21 protein-coding genes, 1 tRNA gene, 1 other RNA gene, 1 pseudogene and 1 riboswitch are annotated in these 22,304 nt (G+C 56.0%); of the genes and pseudogenes, 5 read left to right on the plus strand and 19 right to left on the minus strand.

What is annotated here, in order from left to right:
* Nucleotides 1-621: 621 nt before the first annotated feature.
* The 8 genes and pseudogenes from ribE (VAE57_RS17785) to VAE57_RS17820 form a co-directional block, all read right to left on the minus strand.
* Complete coding sequence (ribE, locus tag VAE57_RS17785; protein WP_322823170.1) at nucleotides 622-1,089, minus strand: 6,7-dimethyl-8-ribityllumazine synthase; 468 nt, start codon at nucleotides 1,087-1,089, stop codon at nucleotides 622-624.
* Nucleotides 1,076-2,284, minus strand: coding sequence for a bifunctional 3,4-dihydroxy-2-butanone-4-phosphate synthase/GTP cyclohydrolase II (locus tag VAE57_RS17790; protein WP_322823171.1), 1,209 nt, complete (start codon nucleotides 2,282-2,284; stop codon nucleotides 1,076-1,078). The genes ribE (VAE57_RS17785) and VAE57_RS17790 overlap by 14 nt, the downstream gene beginning before the upstream one ends.
* Nucleotides 2,284-2,892, minus strand: coding sequence for a riboflavin synthase (gene ribE / locus VAE57_RS17795; protein WP_322823172.1), 609 nt, complete (start codon nucleotides 2,890-2,892; stop codon nucleotides 2,284-2,286). Before ribE (VAE57_RS17795) ends, VAE57_RS17790 begins: the two co-directional genes overlap by 1 nt.
* Entirely contained in the window at nucleotides 2,873-4,048 is a 1,176-nt protein-coding gene (gene ribD / locus VAE57_RS17800; protein WP_322823173.1) for a bifunctional diaminohydroxyphosphoribosylaminopyrimidine deaminase/5-amino-6-(5-phosphoribosylamino)uracil reductase RibD, read from the minus strand. Before ribD ends, ribE (VAE57_RS17795) begins: the two co-directional genes overlap by 20 nt.
* Nucleotides 4,049-4,298: 250 nt before the next feature.
* The gene (locus tag VAE57_RS17805) at nucleotides 4,299-5,546 is read right to left on the minus strand and encodes an RNA-guided endonuclease TnpB family protein (RefSeq protein ID WP_322823174.1); all 1,248 of its coding nucleotides are present in this window, start codon (nucleotides 5,544-5,546) and stop codon (nucleotides 4,299-4,301) included.
* Nucleotides 5,537-6,167, minus strand: a pseudogene (locus tag VAE57_RS18840) (IS607 family transposase). Before VAE57_RS18840 ends, VAE57_RS17805 begins: the two are co-directional and overlap by 10 nt.
* Nucleotides 6,168-6,206: 39 nt before the next feature.
* Nucleotides 6,207-6,339, minus strand: a riboswitch (FMN riboswitch).
* 437 nt (nucleotides 6,340-6,776) lie between these two features.
* Complete coding sequence (gene ettA, locus VAE57_RS17815; protein WP_322823176.1) at nucleotides 6,777-8,453, minus strand: energy-dependent translational throttle protein EttA; 1,677 nt, start codon at nucleotides 8,451-8,453, stop codon at nucleotides 6,777-6,779.
* A gap of 153 nt (nucleotides 8,454-8,606) precedes the next feature.
* Nucleotides 8,607-8,867 (minus strand): hypothetical protein, encoded by a 261-nt coding sequence (locus VAE57_RS17820; RefSeq protein ID WP_322823177.1) that lies wholly within the window; start codon nucleotides 8,865-8,867, stop codon nucleotides 8,607-8,609.
* Nucleotides 8,868-9,070: 203 nt separating this feature from the next.
* Between VAE57_RS17820 and VAE57_RS17825 the strand changes: the two genes are divergently transcribed.
* The 4 genes from VAE57_RS17825 (at nucleotide 9,071) to cdd (ending at nucleotide 12,063) form a co-directional block, all read left to right on the plus strand.
* A tRNA-Gln gene (locus tag VAE57_RS17825) sits at nucleotides 9,071-9,144 on the plus strand.
* Between the two features lie 152 nt (nucleotides 9,145-9,296).
* A complete protein-coding gene (locus tag VAE57_RS17830; RefSeq protein WP_012258060.1) occupies nucleotides 9,297-10,235 on the plus strand; it encodes a ribose-phosphate diphosphokinase in 939 nt (312 codons plus the stop codon).
* Between the two features lie 87 nt (nucleotides 10,236-10,322).
* Nucleotides 10,323-11,675, plus strand: coding sequence for a hemolysin family protein (locus tag VAE57_RS17835; RefSeq protein ID WP_322823178.1), 1,353 nt, complete (start codon nucleotides 10,323-10,325; stop codon nucleotides 11,673-11,675).
* A complete protein-coding gene (gene cdd / locus VAE57_RS17840; RefSeq protein WP_322823179.1) occupies nucleotides 11,656-12,063 on the plus strand; it encodes a cytidine deaminase in 408 nt (135 codons plus the stop codon). The genes VAE57_RS17835 and cdd overlap by 20 nt, the downstream gene beginning before the upstream one ends.
* Before the next feature lie 632 nt (nucleotides 12,064-12,695).
* On the opposite strand, the gene VAE57_RS17845 is transcribed toward cdd, so the two are convergent.
* Nucleotides 12,696-13,349 (minus strand): hypothetical protein, encoded by a 654-nt coding sequence (locus tag VAE57_RS17845; protein ID WP_322823180.1) that lies wholly within the window; start codon nucleotides 13,347-13,349, stop codon nucleotides 12,696-12,698.
* A gap of 90 nt (nucleotides 13,350-13,439) precedes the next feature.
* Between VAE57_RS17845 and ffs the strand changes: the two genes are divergently transcribed.
* Nucleotides 13,440-13,538, plus strand: an RNA gene (gene ffs, locus VAE57_RS17850) — signal recognition particle sRNA small type.
* Here the strand turns inward: ffs and VAE57_RS17855 are convergent.
* The 10 genes from VAE57_RS17855 to VAE57_RS17900 all read right to left on the minus strand — a co-directional run.
* Nucleotides 13,538-16,495 carry a hypothetical protein gene (locus VAE57_RS17855; RefSeq protein WP_322823181.1) on the minus strand — a complete coding sequence of 986 codons (2,958 nt, stop codon included), beginning with the start codon at nucleotides 16,493-16,495 and terminating at the stop codon, nucleotides 13,538-13,540. The two genes, ffs and VAE57_RS17855, sit on opposite strands and share 1 nt — an antisense overlap.
* Nucleotides 16,496-16,983: 488 nt before the next feature.
* A complete protein-coding gene (locus tag VAE57_RS17860; protein ID WP_322823182.1) occupies nucleotides 16,984-17,193 on the minus strand; it encodes a PIN domain-containing protein in 210 nt (69 codons plus the stop codon).
* On the minus strand, nucleotides 17,193-18,116 hold the full coding sequence (locus VAE57_RS17865) for a hypothetical protein (RefSeq protein ID WP_322823183.1): 924 nt from the start codon (nucleotides 18,114-18,116) through the stop codon (nucleotides 17,193-17,195). Before VAE57_RS17865 ends, VAE57_RS17860 begins: the two co-directional genes overlap by 1 nt.
* Nucleotides 18,117-18,812: 696 nt before the next feature.
* Complete coding sequence (gene rplL, locus VAE57_RS17870) at nucleotides 18,813-19,211, minus strand: 50S ribosomal protein L7/L12 (RefSeq protein WP_012258053.1); 399 nt, start codon at nucleotides 19,209-19,211, stop codon at nucleotides 18,813-18,815.
* 69 nt (nucleotides 19,212-19,280) lie between these two features.
* Nucleotides 19,281-19,829: a 50S ribosomal protein L10 gene (rplJ, locus tag VAE57_RS17875; protein ID WP_012258052.1), complete on the minus strand. Its 549-nt coding sequence runs from the start codon at nucleotides 19,827-19,829 to the stop codon at nucleotides 19,281-19,283.
* A gap of 209 nt (nucleotides 19,830-20,038) precedes the next feature.
* A complete protein-coding gene (gene rplA, locus VAE57_RS17880) occupies nucleotides 20,039-20,752 on the minus strand; it encodes a 50S ribosomal protein L1 (RefSeq protein ID WP_322823184.1) in 714 nt (237 codons plus the stop codon).
* A gap of 58 nt (nucleotides 20,753-20,810) precedes the next feature.
* On the minus strand, nucleotides 20,811-21,236 hold the full coding sequence (gene rplK, locus VAE57_RS17885) for a 50S ribosomal protein L11 (RefSeq protein WP_322823185.1): 426 nt from the start codon (nucleotides 21,234-21,236) through the stop codon (nucleotides 20,811-20,813).
* Nucleotides 21,237-21,313: 77 nt separating this feature from the next.
* Nucleotides 21,314-21,877, minus strand: coding sequence for a transcription termination/antitermination protein NusG (gene nusG, locus VAE57_RS17890; protein WP_322823186.1), 564 nt, complete (start codon nucleotides 21,875-21,877; stop codon nucleotides 21,314-21,316).
* Between the two features lie 23 nt (nucleotides 21,878-21,900).
* On the minus strand, nucleotides 21,901-22,128 hold the full coding sequence (gene secE / locus VAE57_RS17895) for a preprotein translocase subunit SecE (RefSeq protein ID WP_012258048.1): 228 nt from the start codon (nucleotides 22,126-22,128) through the stop codon (nucleotides 21,901-21,903).
* A 72-nt stretch (nucleotides 22,129-22,200) separates the two neighbouring features.
* Nucleotides 22,201-22,304, minus strand: a 104-nt coding sequence (locus VAE57_RS17900) for a hypothetical protein (RefSeq protein ID WP_322823029.1), incomplete at its 5' end; no start/stop codon positions are given.

Here is a 22,304-nt window from a genome sequence, read left to right on the forward strand (position 1 = left end):
TGGAGGCGTGCTCCATACTGGTTCTTGTTCACCGCAATTCCGGCCCCCTCCTAACCTCCCCCCGCTGGGGGGGAGGAATGGCCAGAACAGATGAACGAACCTATCGTATGGCTACGCCCAGGTAGCGCATGCATGCCTGACCGCCTCGATGATCGAAACAAGCACGTCCAGCACCCTCGTGACCAGGATGGATAACGGTGTACCACGCGCCGGATCGTGAGCACGCCTGGTGCGGCAGCATGGCTGCCGCACTCCAAACCCTACGACACGCACATGATGTGCGCGTAAGGCAACCTTTCCAGTACGTGATAGCACGGCTAGAGCAGCGCACTGCCACCGGGCCAGTCGCCCACACCAGCACCTATGGTGATCATACCCGCTGATACGCACGTGGTTGACACCAGTTATGGGTAATGCATAGCTCAGCGGGGGCGGGTGTACGTTCTCGGCACCTCCCCCCAGCGGGGGGAGGTTGGGAGGGGGGCAGGTGGTGAGTGCGCCTAAGGCTTGTGCTCCCACGATATACCGGGGCTTGCGCACCACGATGGATCGCTCAAGGGCACCGCGTAAGGGTGATGGCAGGTCACGTGTCAGGACGCATATTAAACCAGATTCGCCCCATCAACCATTCAGCCTCCGCAACAGCGTAGCCATCTCAATCGCGGCGGTGGCTGCTTCAAAGCCTTTGTTGCCGGCTTTGGTGCCGGCGCGCTCGATAGCCTGCTCGATGTTGTCGGTGGTGATGACGCCAAAGATACACGGGACGCCGGTTTGCAGGCTGACCTGGGCAATCCCACTGCTGGCAGCGGCAGCGACGTGCTCGTGATGGGTGGTGGCGCCACGAATCACGGCACCGAGGGCAATGATTGCATCGTAGCGACCGCTCTCGGCCAGACGACGGCACACCAGCGGCAACTCAAATGAGCCTGGTACCCAGGCAATGTCGATATGATCCGCAGCTACCCCATGCCGAAGCAGTCCATCTTGCGCCCCTTCGAGCAGACGGTTGGTGATCAGGTCGTTCCAGCGACTGACGGCAATCGCAATCCGTAAGCCACTGCCGATGTACGTGCCTTCATAGATGGTCATAGATATGCTCCAGTTGGTGTCCTAAACGATCCCGTTTGGTGAGAAGGTAGGCAATGTTGTGTGGATTTGGTGTACCACAGATGGGAACCTGGGTCACGGCAAAGCCAAATTCGCGTAATGCAGCCACTTTCTGCGGGTTGTTGGTCAACAGATGAACAGTGCGCACGCCGAGATCGGCAAGAATCTGTGCGCCAACCGCGTAGTCGCGCAGATCGGCAGGGAAGCCGAGTTGTTCGTTTGCGGCCACAGTGTCAAATCCCTGTTCTTGCAGAGCGTAGGCGCGCAGTTTGTTGTGCAGGCCGATGCCACGACCTTCCTGGCGCAGGTAGATCAACACCCCACAGCCGGCAGCAGCCATCTGACGCAGCGCGGTATCGAGCTGCTCGCCACAATCGCAGCGTAGACTCCCAAACACATCACCGGTCAGACATTCAGAGTGTAGGCGAACCAGGATCGGCTGATCGGGTGCGGGATGACCGATAATCAGTGCAACTGCTTCGTGGGGGGCACAACGGGCGCTGTACGAGACTGCGCGAAACGTGCCGTAGCGGGTTGGAAGCTGCGCTTCGGCCATGCGCTCAATCAGACGTTCGTGACGTTTGCGGTAGGCGACCAGTTGCTCGACGCTGATGATCTTGAGGTTGTGCCGGACGGCGAAGCGGCCAAGATCAGGGCCACGGGCCATTGTGCCATCGTCGTTCATTATTTCGCAGATGACACCAGCCGGTTGCAAACCTGCCAGCCGGGCCAGATCAACTGCCGCTTCCGTCTGACCACGCCGCTCCAGAACGCCGTTGGGTGCGGCTCGCAGGGGAAAGACGTGGCCCGGTTGCACCAGATCGTGCGGGCCACTGTGCGGGTCAACCGCCACGCGAATCGTATGCGCCCGGTCAGCAGCCGAGATACCGGTAGAGACGCCGTGAGCAGCTTCAATCGAGACCGTAAAATTGGTACCGAAATGCGACCGATTCTGCCGTACCATCGGCTCTAGCTTCAGACGGTCGACGATCTCGCCGGCGAGCGCCAGACAGATCAGCCCCCGCCCTTCACGCGCCATAAACGCAATCGTTTCAGCAGTGACATATTGCGCAGCACAGGCCAGATCGCCCTCATTCTCTCGATCAGCATCGTCAACGATAATGATCATCCGGCCAGCCGCGTAATCGTGCAGCGCTTCTTCCACTGATGCAAACATTAACGAGCCTCCTGGCGATACGCTTCAAGCAGGCGTTCAACATACTTGGCGATAATGTCAACCTCTATATTCACCAATGCTCCCACGGTCTGGCGGCCCATAATGACTGCCGACTGGGTATACGCAACCAGAGCGACGGTAAACGTCTCGCGCCCCATCTCGGCCACTGTCAGACTGACGCCATCAACCGCGATGTAGCCTTTTTCGACGATATACGGCAGCAAAGCAGCCGGCGGGCGGATTGTCACCCGCTTTGAATCACCTTCGGGTACAATCGCCACAATCTCGCCAACGCCGTCTACGTGCCCTTGCACGTAATGCCCACCCATCCGACCACCAAACGCCAGTGCCCGTTCGAGATTCACCGGGTCACCGACGTGCAGCCGGCCCAGATTGGTGCGGCGTAAGGTCTCTGGACTCAGGCCGACGGTAAAGCTATCTGCAGTAAGTGCTGTTACCGTCAGACAGGTACCATTGACGGCAATGCTATCGCCAATGCGCGTTCCTTCAAGTACAGTGCGACAGATGATTGTGAGCTGGTTGGCCTGTTCTTGCGTACTTACGATATGAGCAACTGTGCCCATCTCTTCAACAATGCCGGTAAACATCAGCAACCTCCTCAACATCCCACCACGGTGCATCAACCGCTGTAGCAATCAACAACGTATCCTGGTCGTATTGTTCAAGCCGCCGGAGCCGATAACGACGAGCCATCGCCATACAAGCGACACCAGGTCCGGCCATTGGCCCCGGCGCCAGGGCATCGTTTACGACGCGCGCACCGATAAATGCCCAAATCTCGTCAATCAAACACTCGGCGTGCAATGCACCGAGCAACGTGGCTCCGCCTTCAACCAGCAGATGGTTGTAGCCCTCGTGAGCCAGATAGTGTAACAACGGTGCGAGCGCAACTCGCCCGGTGGCATCTGGCGGGAATTGCACAACCCGCACCCCACGGGACTGCACGGCAGCCAGCCAGGCTGGATCAGGCTGAACACAGGCGATGAGCGTCTGACCGGGAAGATCACCACGTACCACCTGGGCGTGCAGAGGTGTCTGGCCGCGACTATCAACAATGACCCGCAGGGGGTGGCGTGGTTCGCGCCAGTGCTGATCGAGGCGCGTCGTCAACTGCGGATCATCATTGCGAATAGTGCCAACACCCACCATAATCACATCCACCTGATCGCGCAGCCGATGCACCTGCACACGGGCAGCCGGATCGGTGATCCAGCGGCTATCACCACTCGCGGTTGCAATACGGCCATCGAGCGTCATGGCGTACTTGGCGGTCACCAGTGGACGACCACGCTGCACCCGACAGCGAAACGGAGCCAGTTGTCCGGCCACGGTCGCAGCTCCGGTCGTGATCTGGTGCACCTCGATCCCGGCAGGCTGCAAAACAGCGGCTGCCCCGTCTCCCATGCGTGGATCGGGATCATGGGCAATGAAGAAGACACGCCGAATCCCGGCGGCGATAATCGCCTCAGTACAGGGCGGTGTGCGTCCATAGAAAGTGCACGGTTCGAGCGTGGTGTAGAGGTCGGCCCCGCTTGCCCGCTCACCGGCTGCGGCCAACGCTATCCGTTCGGCGTGTGGACCACCGGCAGGCTGGGTTGCGCCAACCCCGACCACCTGCCCATCACGCACGACCACCGCCCCGACCGGCGGATTGGGGCTGGTACGACCGACAACTGCCGCCGCCTGTTGCAGCGCCAGTTCTACAGCATATTCGAGCATGAAAACGTGTGGCTGATGGTTCATCGCGACACCCCTGAACACACCTTCGGGTCATCGCGGAGGAAGCGGCAACGCAGAGGAAGCGAGCGCCCGGCTACTACCGGTGCAGTCGCCAAAACAGACAAGAGCACTCAATGGCTCTTGCCGCTCTATCTGCTATCGTGCCAGACCAACCGCCGACCTTCTGCTATCGAAACTGTGCGCTAATGTATTGCACAGTTTCCTTCCTGCCCCGAACATGATGGTTCGTATCTGACAGGCGTAACTTTCCCGCCTACGGTAGAGACCACGCTACCGCAGTGCCGCCGTTGCCGGACGGACTCGCCACGGGTAGGGCAGTTGCGGTTGCCAGCCGTTGCAGATTGCGCGCTGCGTTCAGATCGCGATCATGGCGTATGCCACAGGCTGGGCACACCCATTCTCGATCCTTGAGCGTCAGGTCTTCGTTTTTCCACCCGCACACTGAACACAGGCGACTACTCGGATACCAGCGATCAGCAACAATGAGCCAGGTACCGTAGCGCTTGGCTTTGTATGCGATGTGCGAGCGGAACATGCCGAAGCCCACATCGCTGATTGCCCGCGCCAGCCGCTCATTCGCCAGCATCCCTCTCACGTTCAAGTCTTCGATCACCACCGCTTGGTTTTCGCGGCAAAGTCGGGTCGTGAACTTGTGCATGAAGTCAGCCCGGATGTTGGCGATACGTGCGTGCAGTCTCGCCAGCGACATGGAGAGCTTTGTCCGGTTGTTGGAAACCGGCAGCGTGGTTCCTTTGGGCAAAGCAGCATGCGGTGCAAAACCGGCGCAGACCTTAGCTGCTGTGATTTTGCGGCTCAAACGTCGCCCGCGAATCTTCAGTCGCCGCAAAGCGCACTTGAGTGACCTGGGTGCTTTAATGGTCTCGCCGCTAGACAACGTGGCTGCGCTTTTGAGACCCAGATCAACGCCGACCACGCCGTGGGCAGTTCTGGAGCGATAGAACGCAGCGTCCGACACATCGACCTGAATTGCCACAAACCAACGATCCGCCGTGCGCGAAACCGTTGCACCCAAAATCTTACCCTCAACACGCAAGGCTTCTGTCATGACAACCCAACCAACGTTCGGTAGTCGAATCGCTTTTCCGTTCAACCGAAACTTGTCGTTTGCCACATAGAAGCTGTCGCGACACCGCCCCTTCTTCTTGAACTGCGGTTCGCGGGCGGGCTTACCAGCCTTGATATCAGCAAAGAACCGGTTCCATGCTTTGGCAAGGTACGCAAAGGGTTGCGCATGCGCATCTCGGTGAATGGCCTTGAGCCACGGCTGACCGTTTTCATCGAGCCACTCTGGGGAGCGATATTTGAGGGCGTTGAACTGTTTCTTAAGTGCCATTGCGTTGGGTTTGTGCCCTGCTGCATATTGCCGTTTCCACTCAGCAATCGCCCAATTCCAAACCTTCCTAACCGTACCACAAGCGCGCTTGAAGTATTCGACCTGCTCAGGTGTCGGGCGAATCTCGATTTTATGAGTTAGTTGCATGACCGAGAGTCCTCTTTGAGTGCTTCGTTGAGCTTCTTACGGTAATTGCGAAGACCATACAACCGAGACGAGAAGCAATGAACAATGGTCATGAGGTCTTGCACCATTTCTTGCTCAGGCGACAGCCGCTCCTGGTTAGTACCAACACCTTACAGCCTTGGGTTTTGGCATAGTGCTCGAACCACTCGAATCCAAACCGGACCAGTCAATTCGATCGCAATGTGCAAGGATCAAGGTCTTGATCGCTCGCCACCCGATCGCGTTCATCAGCGCCAGAAATTGCTTACGCTTGAAGTTCAGTCCGCCACCAACCTCTTCGATGAACTCGACACGTACCAGCCCTCTTGCCATGGCGAACTCTTCCAGTACCTTGCGCTGATTGGTCACATCCAACCTTTGCGCTGCACTGGAGACGCGGCAGTAAGAAACGATTCGGCTTGGCTCTGACACGGTATGACGCAGCCCAATGAACTCGCGAATCTGTCATTCGGTATAGAGACAACGGTTCGTATCTGTTCACGCCGCAGGAATCAGCCTTCCCTCGCGTTCCCAGCGTTACAGCGTTTTGACCGATACGCCCAGCAGCTTCGCTGCTGCACTCGTTCCCACAATACGTTCCATAAACACAATCATACACTAACGCGCACTAACACCAATACTAGAGTCAGACTCCCATCCGGACTATACCGTCGGCCCCGGAATCACACCGGGTCCTGCCTTACGGCTCGCGGGCTTGTGTGGGCACGCCACCATTACCGCCGATCAGGAATTTCACCTTGCCCCGAAGGTCTTCGGATTTCGTGGCCCTAGCGACGTATATGGGGTACGATACCCGGAAAATGATGGGCTGTCAACTCATCTCATTCATTACTGACAGAATGATCGTGAGAGAGTTCACATCATTCCGATGATTAGCGGGGTGAACAGTGTTCCTCGCGCCTGTCATCCTGTGGATGGCGGCATCTTCCCGCACCGGCATGGGTAGGGACGCACGGTCGTGCGCCCCTACCGGACGCGTTCAGGGCGATCCCTGTTGGCCCATGGCACGACCGATTCATCATACCGGCTACTGTGTGACGTATGGGTAATGCATAGCGTGCAGCGGAAGAGAAGCCGGGGATAAGGGCGATCAACGCGTTCCCCCGCTCCTCTTCCCCAGTGAGAGAGGAGCGGGGGCAAGGGGGTGTGGTATGGGGCAGCTACAACGTGCATACCCCGGCTCGCTAGCCGCTACCGCGTCAGGCGACGATAGACAATCCGGTGTGGATGATCGGCCTCTGCACCTTTCCGCCGTCGATAATCGGCAGCGTATTCAGAATAGGTGCCGGGGAACCAGACCACCTGGCTATCGCCCTCGAACGCCAGAATGTGGGTGGCAACCCGATCCAGAAACCAGCGATCGTGCGAAATGATCAGTGCACAACCGGCAAAGTTTTCCAATCCCTCTTCAAGTGCCCGCAAGGTATGCACATCAAGATCGTTGGTCGGCTCGTCGAGCAGCAGCACATTAGCCCCGGATTTGAGAATGCGGGCCAGATGGACGCGATTGCGCTCACCACCGGAGAGACTGCCTACCAGCTTCTGCTGATCACTGCCGCTGAAATTGAAGCGGGCGCAATAGGCACGCGAGTTGACCTGACGGCCCCCCAGCACAATCTGATCGTTCCCTTCCGAGATTGCTTCCCAAACAGTCTGCCTGGGATCGAGCACTTCCCGACTCTGATCGACATAACCCAGCTTTACCGAAGCCCCAATCTCAAGTGTCCCGCTATCAGGCTGTTCCTGCCCGACGATCATGCGGAAGAGCGTGGTTTTACCGGCACCATTTGGGCCAACGATACCCACAATCGCCCCTGGCGGAACATCAAAACTGAGATTTTCGTACAGCAGTTTATCGCCGTAAGCCTTTGTTACCCCGGTTGCCCGAATCACCAGATCACCGAGGCGAGGGCCTGGTGGAATGTAGATTTCGAGTTCCCGATCACGCTGATCCTGATTCTCGCTGAGCAGTCGTTCGTAAGCAGCGATCCGGGCTTTTGACTTGGCGTGCCGCCCCTTCGGCGCCATATTAATCCACTCCAGCTCACGCTGGAGGGCCTTTTGTCGTTGCGATTCGGCCTTCTCACTCTCGGCCAGCTTCTGGCGCTTCTGCTCAAGCCAGCTCGAATAGTTGCCGCGCCAGGGAATGCCATGCCCACGCTCAAGCTCTAAAATCCAGCCGGCAACATTATTGAGAAAGTGACGATCATGTGTCACCGCAATCACTGTTCCCTGATACTCCTGCAAATGGCGTTCGAGCCAGGCTACCGACTCGGCGTCAAGATGGTTGGTTGGCTCATCGAGCAAGAGAATATCGGGCTGCTGAAGGAGCAAACGACAGAGCGCGACGCGCCGGCGCTCTCCGCCTGACAAGACCGCTACCGGCGTATCACCGGGTGGACAACGCAACGCATCCATTGCCAGCTCTAACCGGCTATCAAGGTTCCAGCCATCAACATGATCGATCTTGTCCTGAAGTTCGGCCTGCTCGGCGATCAACGCATCGTAATCCGCGTTCGGGTCATTGAACAGCTCGGTAATTTCATCGTAGCGACGCAGCAACGCCACCGTTTCGGCCATTCCCTCCTCAACAATCTCACGCACTGTCTTCGTATTATCGAGATATGGCTCCTGTTCGAGCAATCCCACTGTATAGCCGGGAGAGCGGGTAATTTCACCGGTGTAGTCCTGATCAATCCCGGCCATAATCCGCAACAACGAACTCTTTCCCGAACCGTTAACACCGATGACACCAATCTTGGCACCATAAAAGAAGGAAAGGCTTATATCCTTCAGGATTTCGCGGTTAGGTGGTACCACCTTCCCCACGCGATACATCGAGAAGATAATTTTCTGGGTGTCGGTCATAGCATACTCCTTGCGACTACTCCACGCTGCCCCCTAGTGTAGCATAGGCTGCGGTATGGTTAGCAGATCGATGTCGCCTGTTTGACGAGAACTTATTTCAAAATGTCTGCTTATGCTAAACCTATTTCAAAAAACATCTACATAGGGGCTAGCTCATTCACTCCTGACAGACTCTATGAACGTGACGATCACCCACAGCATCGCCGTGACCAGCAGGGGCAACGACGTACCACGCGCCGGATTGTGAGTATGGCTGGTGCGGCAGCCAAGCTGCCGCACGCCAAACGCTGCGTCACGCGCATGACGAGCGGGTAAGGCAACCACAATCCAGTACGTGATGAAACGACCGGAGCTGTGCTCTGCCAACGGGCCAGGTGCCGGGTAGATTGTCGTTGGTAATTGGCAAGCGTTCATACGGTTGTGCGACAGTCTGGTAGCACGATAGCACAGCTTTTACGAAATAAGTTCCAGTCTACGCAACAACTGCGAGGCATTGGCATCCCGTTGGAACAGCGTAACAATGGGCAGTCGCAGCAGCTAGCCTGTTCGACGACACGTGATCGTCGCCAGATCGTTGACAACAGATCCACGCACTTATGGTATAATACCCAACGAGGTGCCGGGTTGTGTAATGGTAGCACCACGGACTTTGGATCCGTTTGTCCAGGTTCGAATCCTGGCCCGGCAGCCAACCCTCCGATAACGCGATGCGGTAATGGAACTGCTGAACTCACACAATTTATCAACAACGTGGGAGAGGTTAGCACTTCTGGTCTCGCGTGTAACAGGTGCGCAGTGAGCATGCTCGCTGCGCGTTTCTATTCAGGAAAGAACTGCTGAACCATGGATGGTCGTTTGCTCATTTTTACCGGCAATGCCAACCCGGCATTAGCGCAAGAGATTGCCCGCAACCTGCGCATCAATCTGGGACGGGCACTGGTTGGCACCTTCAAAAATGGCGAGACGCGGGTCAAGATTCACGACAATGTTCGAGGCTGTGATGTGTTTGTGATCCAACCCACCTGTACGCCGGTGGATCATCACTTGATGGAACTGCTCATCATGATCGATGCCTTCCGGCGAGCCTCGGCAGCGCGGGTAACGGCGGTCATTCCCTACTATGGATATGCCAAGCAAGAGAAGAAGACTTCAGGCCGCGAACCAATCTCGGCCAAGCTGGTGGCTAATCTGATCCGCACCGCCGGCGCTGACCGCGTCCTGACGATGGATTTACACGCTCCAGCTATTGAAGGGTTCTTCGATATTCCGGTCGACCACCTGCAAGCCTCGCCACTACTGGCCGATTACATTCGTGAACTGAACCTGCCTAACCCGGTTGTCGTCTCTCCCGATACCGGGGGCGTGGGGCGAGCCAATCGCTTTCGCGAGCGGATTGGTGCCGGATTGGCGATTATTGCCAAACAACGACCCGAACCAGATACAGCCGAAGTTATCGAGATGGTCGGTGAGGTTGAGGGAAAGACGGCAATCATCGTCGATGATATGATCTCAACTGGGGGAACCTTGATTGAAGCGGCCCAAACCCTGCTCGCCCGTGGCGCACGGGCTGTGTATGCCTGCGCTACCCACGGTATTTTTGCCGAAAACGCCTTACAGTTGATCGCCGAGTCCGATCTCGTCGAAACGGTCGTTACCAACACAATCCCTCAACCACCAACCGCCGCAGCAGCCCGGGTGCGCACGATTAGTGTGGCACCGTTGTTTGCTGAAGCGATTATGCGTATCCACAAAGATCTGTCACTGAGTGCGCTTTTTTCCTGATTACGCGGTTGTCGTGCGCCCGCAGGGGGGAGCAGTTCGGGCGCCATTGTTGAGTGAAGCGCGCCACTCTGTGCCGCAGAAAGGAGGATGATTCTCTTGGAAGACCCCGGCCCTAGTTCGCTCGTTGTCGGTATTGGCCTGTGTCTGATTGCCCTAGGTATTACTTCAGCCGCCGACACAGCCCTGATAACGGTGAGTCGACCCCGGCTGAGCAGCCTGCTCGCTTCGGCTGGTCTCGGTACACGCCGCTTTGCGGCTCATTTTCTCGATGAACCATACCGCATCAAATCTGCCATTATCTTTCTCAACGCAACTCTGACGATTACCGTCACAACCCTGACTATCCAGCTCGTCGCGCCTTATGGACTGTCGATGATTATCGGCAGTCTGGCAGGATTGCTGTTTGCCATTTTACTCCTAAGCGAAGTCGTTGCCAAAGCCCTTGCTCTGCGAAGTCCCGACACGACGATCCTGATCCTCGCCCGGCCACTGGTCGCCATCGCAACGGTGTTATGGCCAGTGATGGCGGTGATTAATACAATTACACGTCCCATTTTTACCCTCTTAAGCGGCCAACCGGCTCCCCCCACGCCCCTGGTAACCGAAGAGGAGCTACGGCTGATGATGAGTGCTGGCGAAGAGGCGGGTTGGATCGAGCATGAAGAGCGCGAGATGATCGAAGGGGTCATGGATTTCGGCGATACCCTGGTGCGCGAGATTATGATCCCGCGGGTCGATGTGGTAGCGCTGGAAGTCAACAGCCCACTGAAACGTGCGCTTGATGTCGCAATCACGCGCGGTCATTCGCGGATTCCTGTGTATGAAGAGACCATCGATAACATTGTCGGTATTCTCTACGTCAAAGACCTGATCCCCGTCTTGCGCGATGGCAAGCATGATACGCCGTTGCGCGATCTGCTCCGACCGGCATACTTCGTGCCGGTAACCATGAAGGTCGCTGCCCTGCTGGAAGATTTGCAACGGCGGCGGGTACATATGGCCATTGTGGTTGACGAATACGGGGGTACTGCCGGTATCGTGACGCTCGAAGATTTGATCGAACAGATTGTTGGTGAAATTCGCGATGAGTACGATACCGAAGAGCCGGCCATCGTTGAGGTTGGGCCGAACGAGCTGATCGTTGATGCCCGCGTACCGATTGATAATGTCGCCGAGTTATTGGGAGTTGAATTTCCCGAAACGACGGCGGATCGAATCGGCGGTCTGGTGTACGAGCAATTAGGGCGTATCCCGCGTGAAGGTGATCAGGTGGTCTGCAACGATGTGACCATCACTGTGCTCTCGATCAAGGGGATTCGTGCCGAACGCTTACGGATTATCCGGCAGGCACCGGCTGACATGACAGCGGCAGCGCCGGTGGATGCCGAGAAACCGCTGTTGCCGCTTCCCAAAGAATTGCATGGATCCAGTGGCCCTTGAGCAATTGATCGCCGCGGCACTGCATGCCCGGCAGCGTGCGTATGCACCCTATTCACACTTCGCGGTTGGTGCTGCCGTCCTGACTGATGATGGCCACATCTTTAGCGGTGCCAATATCGAGAACGCCTCCTACCCTCTCACCATCTGCGCCGAGCGGGTAGCCCTGTTTTGCGCTCACATGGCGGCAGCCGGGCCGGTCATTGCGCTGGCTGTGGTGACCCCAACACCAACAGTTGCCAGCCCATGTGGCGCCTGTCGTCAGGTGATCTTTGAACTCGCGCCACAGGCGCAGATTATTCTCCTCAATCACGACGGTAGCGAACGCCGTCTGACCACGCCACATGAGCTGTTGCCTTACGGATTTGGGCCAGATCAGCTCGTCAGATAGAATCAGCGCAATGCAGGTGTTACCCTCGGCATCATCAACCGGGTAGATGTACAACGGGCAGAATGGCAATATGAACGGGCATATGTATCGTCCGCAGGGGCGGGTTTGCAACCCGCCCCTACGTAATCTGCACATCCGTGCCATGCAGATGATCCCCACAGATCGTGGCGGATTTGATCTCAGGAGCGTGGGGAAGGGTGCGTGTGGCAGCGTAGCGCCCACACGCCAGTGCAAACGTCTCATCCGCCTGCTCGTCAGTGAAAGATACTAGAACCTATTTCAAAAAACATCTACTAGAAGTTATCTCATTCATTGCCGAGCGGATCCGGGATCGTGATGAGCACACCCTGTATCAACGTGACCAGTCGGATCAATAACGTACCATGCTCCGGACCGTGAGCACGGCTGGCGCGGCAGCATGGCTGCCGCACGCCACACGCTGCATCACGCGCATGACAGGCGGCTAAGACACCCCATCCGACGAGTGAGGGTACTGGCGATGGTCGTCAGCCCTCCTCACGTTCATAGCGGTAGCCTGAGCGCAGGATAGACTACCTTTAGCCATTGGCAAGCATTCATGCACCTGTGCAATAGTCGGGCAGCACGACAGTACAGCTTTTATGAAATAAGTTCTATTCGCGACGAGGCTGACTGCTATCGGGGGGCGTAGCCGGCATCGGCAACAATGGTGCAACCGGCGCAACCAGCCGATCAACGATAGCTCCCAGTCGGGTGAACTGTGGCCCTAATTCAGTCTGGGCAAGTGGGATGTTCACCGGTACATCAAGCTCAACCGGGATTGACGTGACCAGTTTGACATTCATATTCAGATCGACCGGCAATTCCAGGCCGGCCGGCAACACAATCGCTACACTGGCATTAAGATTACCCCCACCACCGGGAAACGCGATTTGGGCAGGCGCTTGAAGTGACACCGGCTCGGTGAGAGTCACTACGTTGCGTTCGGTCATGATCGTCTCGCCATTGATCGGAACATCAAGCTCAATCGGCAGACGTGTGCTCAGAGGCACGGTATATACAATCGTCGCCGATTCAAGTTTATCAACCACGTCTTGCAGCTCGGCCAGGTTATTAGCGGCAAAAGCCGGCAGACTCTCGGTGAGCTGTGCTACCTGACGCTGATACATCACCAGAATGCCAATGACGATGCCAAGCACAATCAACAGAACGGCATTCATGATAAAGGATGTCCAGATCATCGCCTTGTAGAGAGGGGCGATCCGCGCATAGCGTTTTGGGGGGCGAGAAGTGGTTTCGCTGCTCATACAACCTCCTGCAACTACGATTGTCTGGAATAATACCACGGCTATTCGTAGATGCAAGGGTTGCACGATGCGGATTTTCGCGTATAATACAGGTGTGCCGCGAACGGCAGATACTTGCGGAACCCCGCCAGGACCGAAAGGTAGCAACGGTACGCGAGTTCCTCTGGGTGTTCGCGGCGCATGCTTTTTCAGGCTCGATCATCAGCCACAATAGCCGCAGCGATTTCTGCCAGCAGTGACGTACCACCGATACGGCACAGGATGGGAACCGTCAGCTCAAGCGCCCGAAACATCTCTTCGCGACCGATAGCCGACTGCCGCAACGTCGCTGCCAGGCGCTGGAGGGTTAGCGGGTCGGCAGGATCAAGCGCAGCGACAATGGCCAGCTCAGCCCGCACCCGTTCGTTACGCCGGCGGATGCGACGGGCCACCCTGCTCGCCAATGCGAGCTGACCTTTTCCGGCCAGGGCTACCACCAACGCGGCTCGATAGCGACTCCGGGACTCACCAGCCAGCAGTTCATCGGCAAGCTGATCGGCGAGCGTGGCATCGGCTGCGACCAGATGCGGCGCCGACACAATCAACGCCCGCGCCCGCTCGCCAACAGTGTCCAGCGAACGGATTAATGAGATGGCATTGATCACATCGCCCGCACGCATGCGGGCAATTGCCAGGTCGGCACAGGTACGCGCCCGTTGTTCGGGAGCAACAATTGCAGAGGCCTGAGCAACCGCTGCATCCCAATCGCCGGTAGCCGCTAACAGACGGGCAATCTCGTCACGTGCCCAATCACGCTCATCGTCGTCAGTCATCTCGGCCAGAACAGCCTGTGCTCCGGCGTAGTCGCCGGCCTGGGCGCAGGCCACGGCTACCCGCGATAGCGCACGCTCAAGTTCCTCGCCACTCAACTGGTGCGCAATGGCCAACGCACGCTCCCGACGCCCGATAGCAGCGTGGGCAGCGGCAAGAGCTGCCAGCAGGATCGGGCGATCATCACCTTGAAGCGCATCGATCTCGCGGGTTGCTCGTTCGGTCGCCAGATTAGCGACCAGACCTTGCAGCAAGATTCGCAACTCTAGCAGCGTTGTTACGCGCAATTCGCAGCTACTGATGCGTTCAGCGGCTGCCAGGGCATCACCGTCCTTTTCGGCCAACGCGAAGACCCGTGCCAACCGGGCCAGGCCACGATCCCGCTGATGTTGACCTGGTAGTGCCATAATCCGTTGTAACGCTGCATCTTCATCACGCAACGCCAGATCACATGCCAGCTCAATTTCAGCCCAGGCCCGCGCCGTCTCGATCCGAATCTCTTCCAGCAACATCTGACCTCGTGGATCGGCGATCCGCGCCAACGCCACGGCTACCTCGGCCTGTGCCCAGGCAGCCCGGTTTTCATGCAGAATTGCCCGTGCCAATCGCCAGGCCCGGTCGTACTGGCCGTTATTCAACAGATACCGCACCACGAGCGTCTCAACATGGGCACGTCGTTCCAGCAGATCGATCTGCTCGGCGCAGGCCAGAGCCTGATCGGGATCGTGGGCCTCAATGCAGGCCGTAGCCAACGCTTCAATCATCTGGTCACGGGCATCACGCCAGGCGCGCGAGACCGGCTGCGCCTCAAGATCGAGTGCGCGCGAGAGCAGCCGCATCGCCGCACTCCGCATATTGACGCTGTAACAGGCTTCGCCGAGCTGACGTAACACCGCAGCCTTCGGCACACCGTCGGGCAACTGCTCAACAATTGCTGTCACCCGACGCAAACTGCCTTCACGACCAGAGGTATGCACGGCAGTGAGAAATGCAGCCGTCACCAGTTCACCACTCAACTGACGAGCACGCGACGCCAGCGTACCGGTCACGGCAGCCATGCGGGTGAGTGTCAGGGGCGTTGTAACTGTCGTGTCCTGAAGCATCCAACCGCCATCACGCAACGCACCAGTTAACCCTTCACGCAACTCTCGTTCACGTAACCAGGCAAGCGGTTGTGCAGTCGGCAAATCGGCAGAACGACGCTCTGGCGAACACAAGACAGCATGCCGGGCCAGTTGCCGACCCAGATAGCGATTCGCCGGATCGAGAGGGTTACGACGCAATTGCCCGGCACACCACTGGGCTAATTCGCTATGCGCAATGTCTATTTTGTCGGGAAAATGATGGGCAAGAAACAGGCGCAACGCACGATGAGCATAACGTACCAGTAACAGCGACTCATCATCACTTACGCGCCAGAGATGAATATGCACCAACCCCTGCTCTTCCCAACGATCCAGGACAAGTTGGGGATGTTCGGCACTTACTGCTGCCAGTGCAGTCACCGGCAACGGCTCACCCGCAGCGGCGAGAAACATCGCCAGTCGTTGCTCAGACGGTGTTAGCGTCTGCCACCAGTGATGCAGAAGACGATCTAGATCGGAGGGAAGTTTGCTTATGTCGAGCAAACCCAGATGCAGCCAGCGCTCGGCCCAACTGAGATAGAGCAGATTACCCTGCGCCGCATTCAACAGCGCTTCACGCCATTTCAGCGGGCAATGACGCCGATCCAGCAGCTCCATTTGTGTTTGCAAGAGCGTGCGATCAGCGGTAGGCAGAGACAGACGGACATCCGGTTCAATTGGTAACTGGCCGTGGACGATCAGTGTTACCCCAGGCGGCAGATCAAACGGTAACGGCAATGGTAACGGGCGCAGTGGTTGCCGGTCGCGATCTGGAGCACTCACCAGCAACACCAGTGGATGGTCGGGATCGGCAATTTCATGCAGAAGCCGCTCACAGGCTGCCGGATCGGTCAACGCAGCCGGGTCGAGCAAGGGTAGATTCGGGCGTCGTGTTGCCACGATCTGGGCATAGAACGCCAGAGCACCGTTGCCATCATCATCATCGGCCAGCCAGAGCGGCCACTCGACAAGCACTGCCAACTGGCACAACAGAGTCGTCGCGCCCGACCCGATGGGAGCTTCAAGCGCAATAATCCCGTGCTGTTCACGCACTGTTGCAAGCACAGCCTCACGCAGCACCGAACGATCAATTGCGGAGCGCAGACAGGATTGCACCCGTGCCTGCTGCGCTCGCAACGCCGGTGCCACAGCAGCGTACAACTCAGGAAATTGCTCAACAGCGCGAAATGCGCACGGTAGTATCGGCTTCATCAAGCATGTAATATACCACAAGATGCATGGCCCTATTGGCGGGAGCGTTGTGGGGGAGTGTGCGATGGATCGCGACAGGGCACAGACTATCGTGGGCAATGCATGGCATGCGGATTCAAAATGTTCCCTTCCGCCACACCCGCGTTCGCCGTATCCCTCGTATGGTATGTGAACGGGCACATACACCGTCCGTAGTCGGAGGGGCGGGTTATAAACCCGCCCCTCCAGGCCCCGCCCCCAACCGCCCATTCGTATCATGCAGGTAATACCAACGAATGGTTGCGGAGGGTATGGACAATCACGGTGCACAGCATATTTGGTAACAGGCAATGATGCACAGTATCACTCAAGGTTTTTGGATATTATGTGTAAACCAGGAATATGCTCAAAATCTGTTGGATTATGAGTAACAATAGGCCGACCAGAACGTTTACAGTGAGCAATAATTTCTCCGTAACGTTGCGCTATCTCGTAGTCGTAGGGAATTACTACAAATCGGCAGATAGTTTTACGAAGCTGGTCTCGCTTTTTTGGCCCCAAGATGCATTTGCTGCGCCAGCCCACAGCTCACCGACAGTAATAAATGAGATAGCCAATCGCTTACCGGAAAGATGTTCCTTATAACGTTCTGCCTCGGAATTTCCTTTCATGATATACGAGACAATATTTGTATCGAGGAGCAAATAATCAGAGCTCATTACTTGTTCCCTTCAGCATTTCCCCATTTACGTAAACCTTCGACAAACTGTTCAAAACCATCATCTGTTTTACCGGGCCATGTACCATACAACGATGCAATGTTATCTACCGGTTGGACACGCTGTTGTCGTGCCAGTTCATCAATTATTCTGGGAGTCCAGAAATCATATGCAATGCTTTCTGGATCACGCTCTAATGGCTCAATGGTATGTGTACGCAGATAGCGAAGTGTACCGGTAGCCGGATTGATCACCGCTTTCCCCATGACCCGCACAAAACTTCCTATCATAGACCGAACATCAGGTTCCTGCTCCTCAGTAAACACACACGATACAGCCTTGCCTGAATGCGGCTGCAACGATATACGCCGACGCCTGAGATCGGTCAGAAACATATAACCTTCCACTGTCGTCAGAGCGTGCTGTCGAATCAAATCAAATTCGCGGGAGGTATAGCTGACCCGTAGTGGATAACCATTTCGATAAAGGGTAAACGTTATCCGCGAGACACCCCTCAGAAAGAGATTACCAATCGTACTCCAGGCGAGCAATAGTTCTCGATCAAAAACAGGGTTTACAACATCTGAAAATGCTTGAAATTCGTTTAGATTGACAAGGGCAGTTTCAAAAATGTGCATTACCTCTTCGTCATCCCAGACTGATCGTGATGCGGTAGTTCTTGCAAAAGAAAGTACAGTTGAAGGACTACCATGAGTAATTTCTACCAGGTCTATGTCGATCAATTGTCGAAGATGCTGCGGGGTGAAAGTCTTTTCAGCATTGTCTTTGCGACCAAGGAGAAGGAAACCCGTTCGGTATAACACTTTCTGCAAACCCGACAAAAAGGCTGAAAGGTACGACACAGGGATACGACCCCAGCGTACTGCCTCGCCTTCCAGCATCACTTCCAGAAATCTATCCATAGCATTCACTCCTGTGAAGTATGTTGCAACCATTTCAAACTATCTTGACCGTGATTTCAACGATACAGGTAGATAAGGTGATAATAAAGTAGAACATGATGAAGATGAAAACACGTCGCGCAAATTATCGCTACAGGCAGGGGAACCTGTTCCCTGATTTACACTTCATGAACGTGAGATGCCGTTTATGAAGTGTTCAGCGAATACTAATCTGTTGTGATAAACCTGTTTTGGATGTACATCATCACTGTACCATACCAGGAGATGGTATACCATCTTTCGCTTACCTGAGATACAAGCTGACGTCTGGCAAAACATGTAGGTTCTGGTATGGACAGATTCACGGCCCCAACGGAGCTGTCACCTCGAAGGGAGGACGTCAACTGTCTGACGGCAGCGGGAGCGGTTGCAAGCTAGCGGACTAATATGGCAGCGGGTTGGCACAAATCGGCAAGTTGAAACCCTGCCTCAAGATATGGAAACCCTTGCGAGGCTTGCCGGGCAACGATGCACAACCACAATGGCAACATCAAACGATCAGCATTCCAATCAATAGCAAAGGGGTGTGGCAAGGTAACAACCTCACCACACCCCGTATTATGCGCAAGATTGTGGGGTGGGTTGGCAACCCACCCCTACCGGTATTGAAACGACTATGATACCTTGCGCGGCTTGCGCATCGAAGAGCGAGCAAAACTACTTAATCTCGACCACTGCACCGGCCTCGGTCAGCTTCGCCTTGGCTGCCTCAGCCTCTTCCTTGCTCACACCCTCGCGAACCGGCTTGGGCGCACCCTCAACCAGGTCCTTCGCCTCCTTCAGACCGAGGCTGGTCAGTTCGCGCACGACCTTAATAACCTGAATCTTGTTCGGGCCGGCTTCCTTGAGAATGACATCAAACTCAGTCTTCTCCTCAACCGGAGCAGCAGCGGCAGCGCCATCGCCAGCAGCAGCAACCGGCATCGCCGCACCCATCGCCATCACCGGGGCAGCAGCGGTAACGCCCCACTTCTCTTCCATCTTCTTCTTCAGCTCAACCAGCTCGAGGACATTCAGGCCCTCAATCATCTCGATGATTGAATCGATCTTCGACATGGTACGTACACTCCTTATCGTAATAGAAATAGCTATTCTGACATCACATAGACAATCCGCAGGTAACGATTACGCCGTTTCTCCCTGCGGCTGAAGCTGATCGATCCGTGCCTGCAAAACGTAGAGCACGTTGGAAATAGCGGCGTTAAGCACACCAACAACTCCAGAGACCGGGGCAGCGATACCACCCACGACCTGGGCGAGTGCCTGCTCGCGTGACGGAAGCTTTGTTACCTGCTCCAGCGCATCTGCCGGCAGCAAGGTGTTACCCAGCAAAGCCCCGCGAACAGTAAAGCTCTTATTCCCCGACTTGAGGTAATCGAGCAGGGCTTTTGCCACTTTTGAAACATCATCGTAGCCGAGAGTCACAGCGGTTGGGCCAGCCAGTAACGGATCGAGTGCCTCGTGGCCGGTATTGTGTGCAGCAATCTTAAGCAGGGTATTCTTCGCCACCACAACCTCACCGCCGTGTTCGCGCAACTTGCGGCGCAACTCGGTCATATCGGCCACGCTCATACCCTTGCCGTCACCGCGATAGTCGGCCACGACAACCAACTGAGCACGGTTTAGCTTTTCGGTCAGCGTGCTGACCGTTTCAATTTTACGCGGCGTTGGCATCCATTTCACCTCCTCTCAAAGCAGATCAAAAACGGTCGCCCGTCTCTGAGACAGGCGACCGAGCACGGCGCAGTTATCACTGCGCACTATCGACAGAGTGAGTCAAGAACTCACGACTATCTCATCTCAGGCGCCACCTCGGTCGGCGGCCCACAGGCCATTAGGAGCACTGCTCACCGACTGTCTCAGGCAGCTAACGATGTAATCTATCAGGCTTTCAGGTTCTGGGCAGCCACCGGATCAACCGGCACGCCCGGCCCCATTGTACTGGTCAAGGTTACACTACGAATATACGTGCCCTTTGCGCCACTTGGCTTGGCCGCTTTCACCGCGTCCATCAGCGCAACGAAATTCTCGCTCAACTGCTGTGGAGTGAAGCTCACTTTCCCGATAGCCACGTGCAGGATACCGGTCTTATCGTTGCGGATCTCAACGCGACCGCCCTTCACTTCACGAATCGTGCGTGCCAGATCGGCGGCTGGAACGATAGTACCGCTCTTCGGGTTGGGCATCAACCCTCGTGGACCGAGCTTACGACCAATCCGACCGACCTTACCCATCATATCGGGTGTTGCAATGGCTACATCGAAATCGAAGAAATTCTCGCGGTCGATACGGGCAATCAGATCATCGCTACCGGCATAATCCGCACCCGCATCGAGCGCAGCCTGCACCGCTTCACCCTGGGCGAAGACCAGCACACGAACCGTCTTGCCGGTGCCATAGGGTAAAGCAACAGTCGTGCGAATGTTCTGATCGGCGTGACGCGGATCGATACCCAGCTGCAAGTGCGCCTCGACAGTACCGTCAAACTTTGTGTACGAAGTTTCTTTCACCAACGCCAGCGCTTCGGTTGGTGAATAGAGGCGCGTCCGGTCAACCTTCGCCAGAGCGGCGAGATACTTTTTTCCGTGCTTTGGCATAGCAACTACTCCAGGTGGTGATGGCGGATCGACGAATCCTCCCACCAACTAACAATCACTATTCAACGATCTTGACACCCATACTGCGTGCCGTACCGGCAATAATCCGCTCAGCAGCTTCAATATCATTGGCATTCATATCAGGCAGCTTTTGCTGAGCAATCTGGCGCAACTGGGCACGAGTAATTGTGCCAACAGTCGTGCGTTTCGGTGTACTGGCACCCTTCTGAATGCCGGCTGCTTTACGCAGCAAATCGGCCGCAGGTGGGGTCAGCAGACGGGCAACGAAGGAGCGATCACTGTAAACCGAAATCTCAACCGGCACAATGCTACCAGCCTGAGATGCCGATTTCTCGTTATACTCCTTCACGAAGGCCATGATGTTAACGCCGTACTGACCAAGCGCCGGACCAACGGGTGGCGCTGGTGTAGCTTTGCCAGCCGGCAATTGCAGTTTAACGACTGCGACGAGTTTCTTAGCCACGACACAACTCCTTGCATAACGGGAAAGCGCATAAACAACTTTCCCTCCCTCGCACAACCGGCGAGGTGACAGATATCCTATTCTACCAATCGGGTTACTTGCAAGAAATCAAGCTCAACCGGCGCTTCGCGGCCAAAGAAAGAGACCAGAACACGCACCCGACCCCGCTCGTGATCAATGGCATCGACAATACCCTCGAAGTCGGTGAAGGGGCCATCGATAATCTTGACAGCCTGGCCCTTCTGGTAGCTCACACGCACCTTCGGTGTTTCGCCTTCCATCTGGCGCAAAATAGCCTTAACCTCTTCATCCTCAAGGGGAGTAGGCTTGTTGCCATGCCCGACGAAACTGGTTACGCCAGGGGTATTGCGCACCACATACCAGGAATCATCGGTAAGGCGCATCTGTACCAAGACATAGCCGGGATAGATCTTCTTATTTACCGTGCGGCGCTGCCCATTCTTGATCTCAATTTCCTCTTCGGTAGGCACAATAACCCGGAAAATCTGGTCTTGCATCTCCATGGACGCAATGCGATGCTCCAGGTTTTTCTTTACCTTGTTTTCATAGCCCGAATAGGTATGGATCACATACCAACGCCGGTCATCGGCCTCTTTTTCTTTTTCCTTTTCCTCAGACATGGCAATCCCCGTTCGCGAACAGCTTACTGGACGAGGCTGACAAGGCTCGTGTAGAGGAAGGTGAAGATCGTATCACCGATGAAGAGCAGCAAGCCAATCACAATTGACACCGCAATCACGAGCATTGTAAGACGGATCGTCTCTTCGCGGCTTGGCCAAACGACTTGCCGTAACTCGCTGCGCGTTTCGCGAAATGTGCGCACGAGGATGTTTTCTTGAACGTCACGCTCAGTATCTTTGGCCACGGCCATTTTATACCCTTCACTTTGAAGCTGCCGACAGCATGAAAGCCGCCGACAGCTTAGCGAATCCGGCCTCAGACGTTAATCGAGGATCTTGGTTACAACACCAGCACCGACGGTGCGACCACCTTCGCGAATAGCGAAGCGCAAGCCCTCTTCGATAGCCACCGGTACAATCAGCTCAA

Origin of the sequence: Chloroflexus sp., assembly GCF_034434295.1 — a bacterium.
GTDB lineage: Bacteria > Chloroflexota > Chloroflexia > Chloroflexales > Chloroflexaceae > Chloroflexus.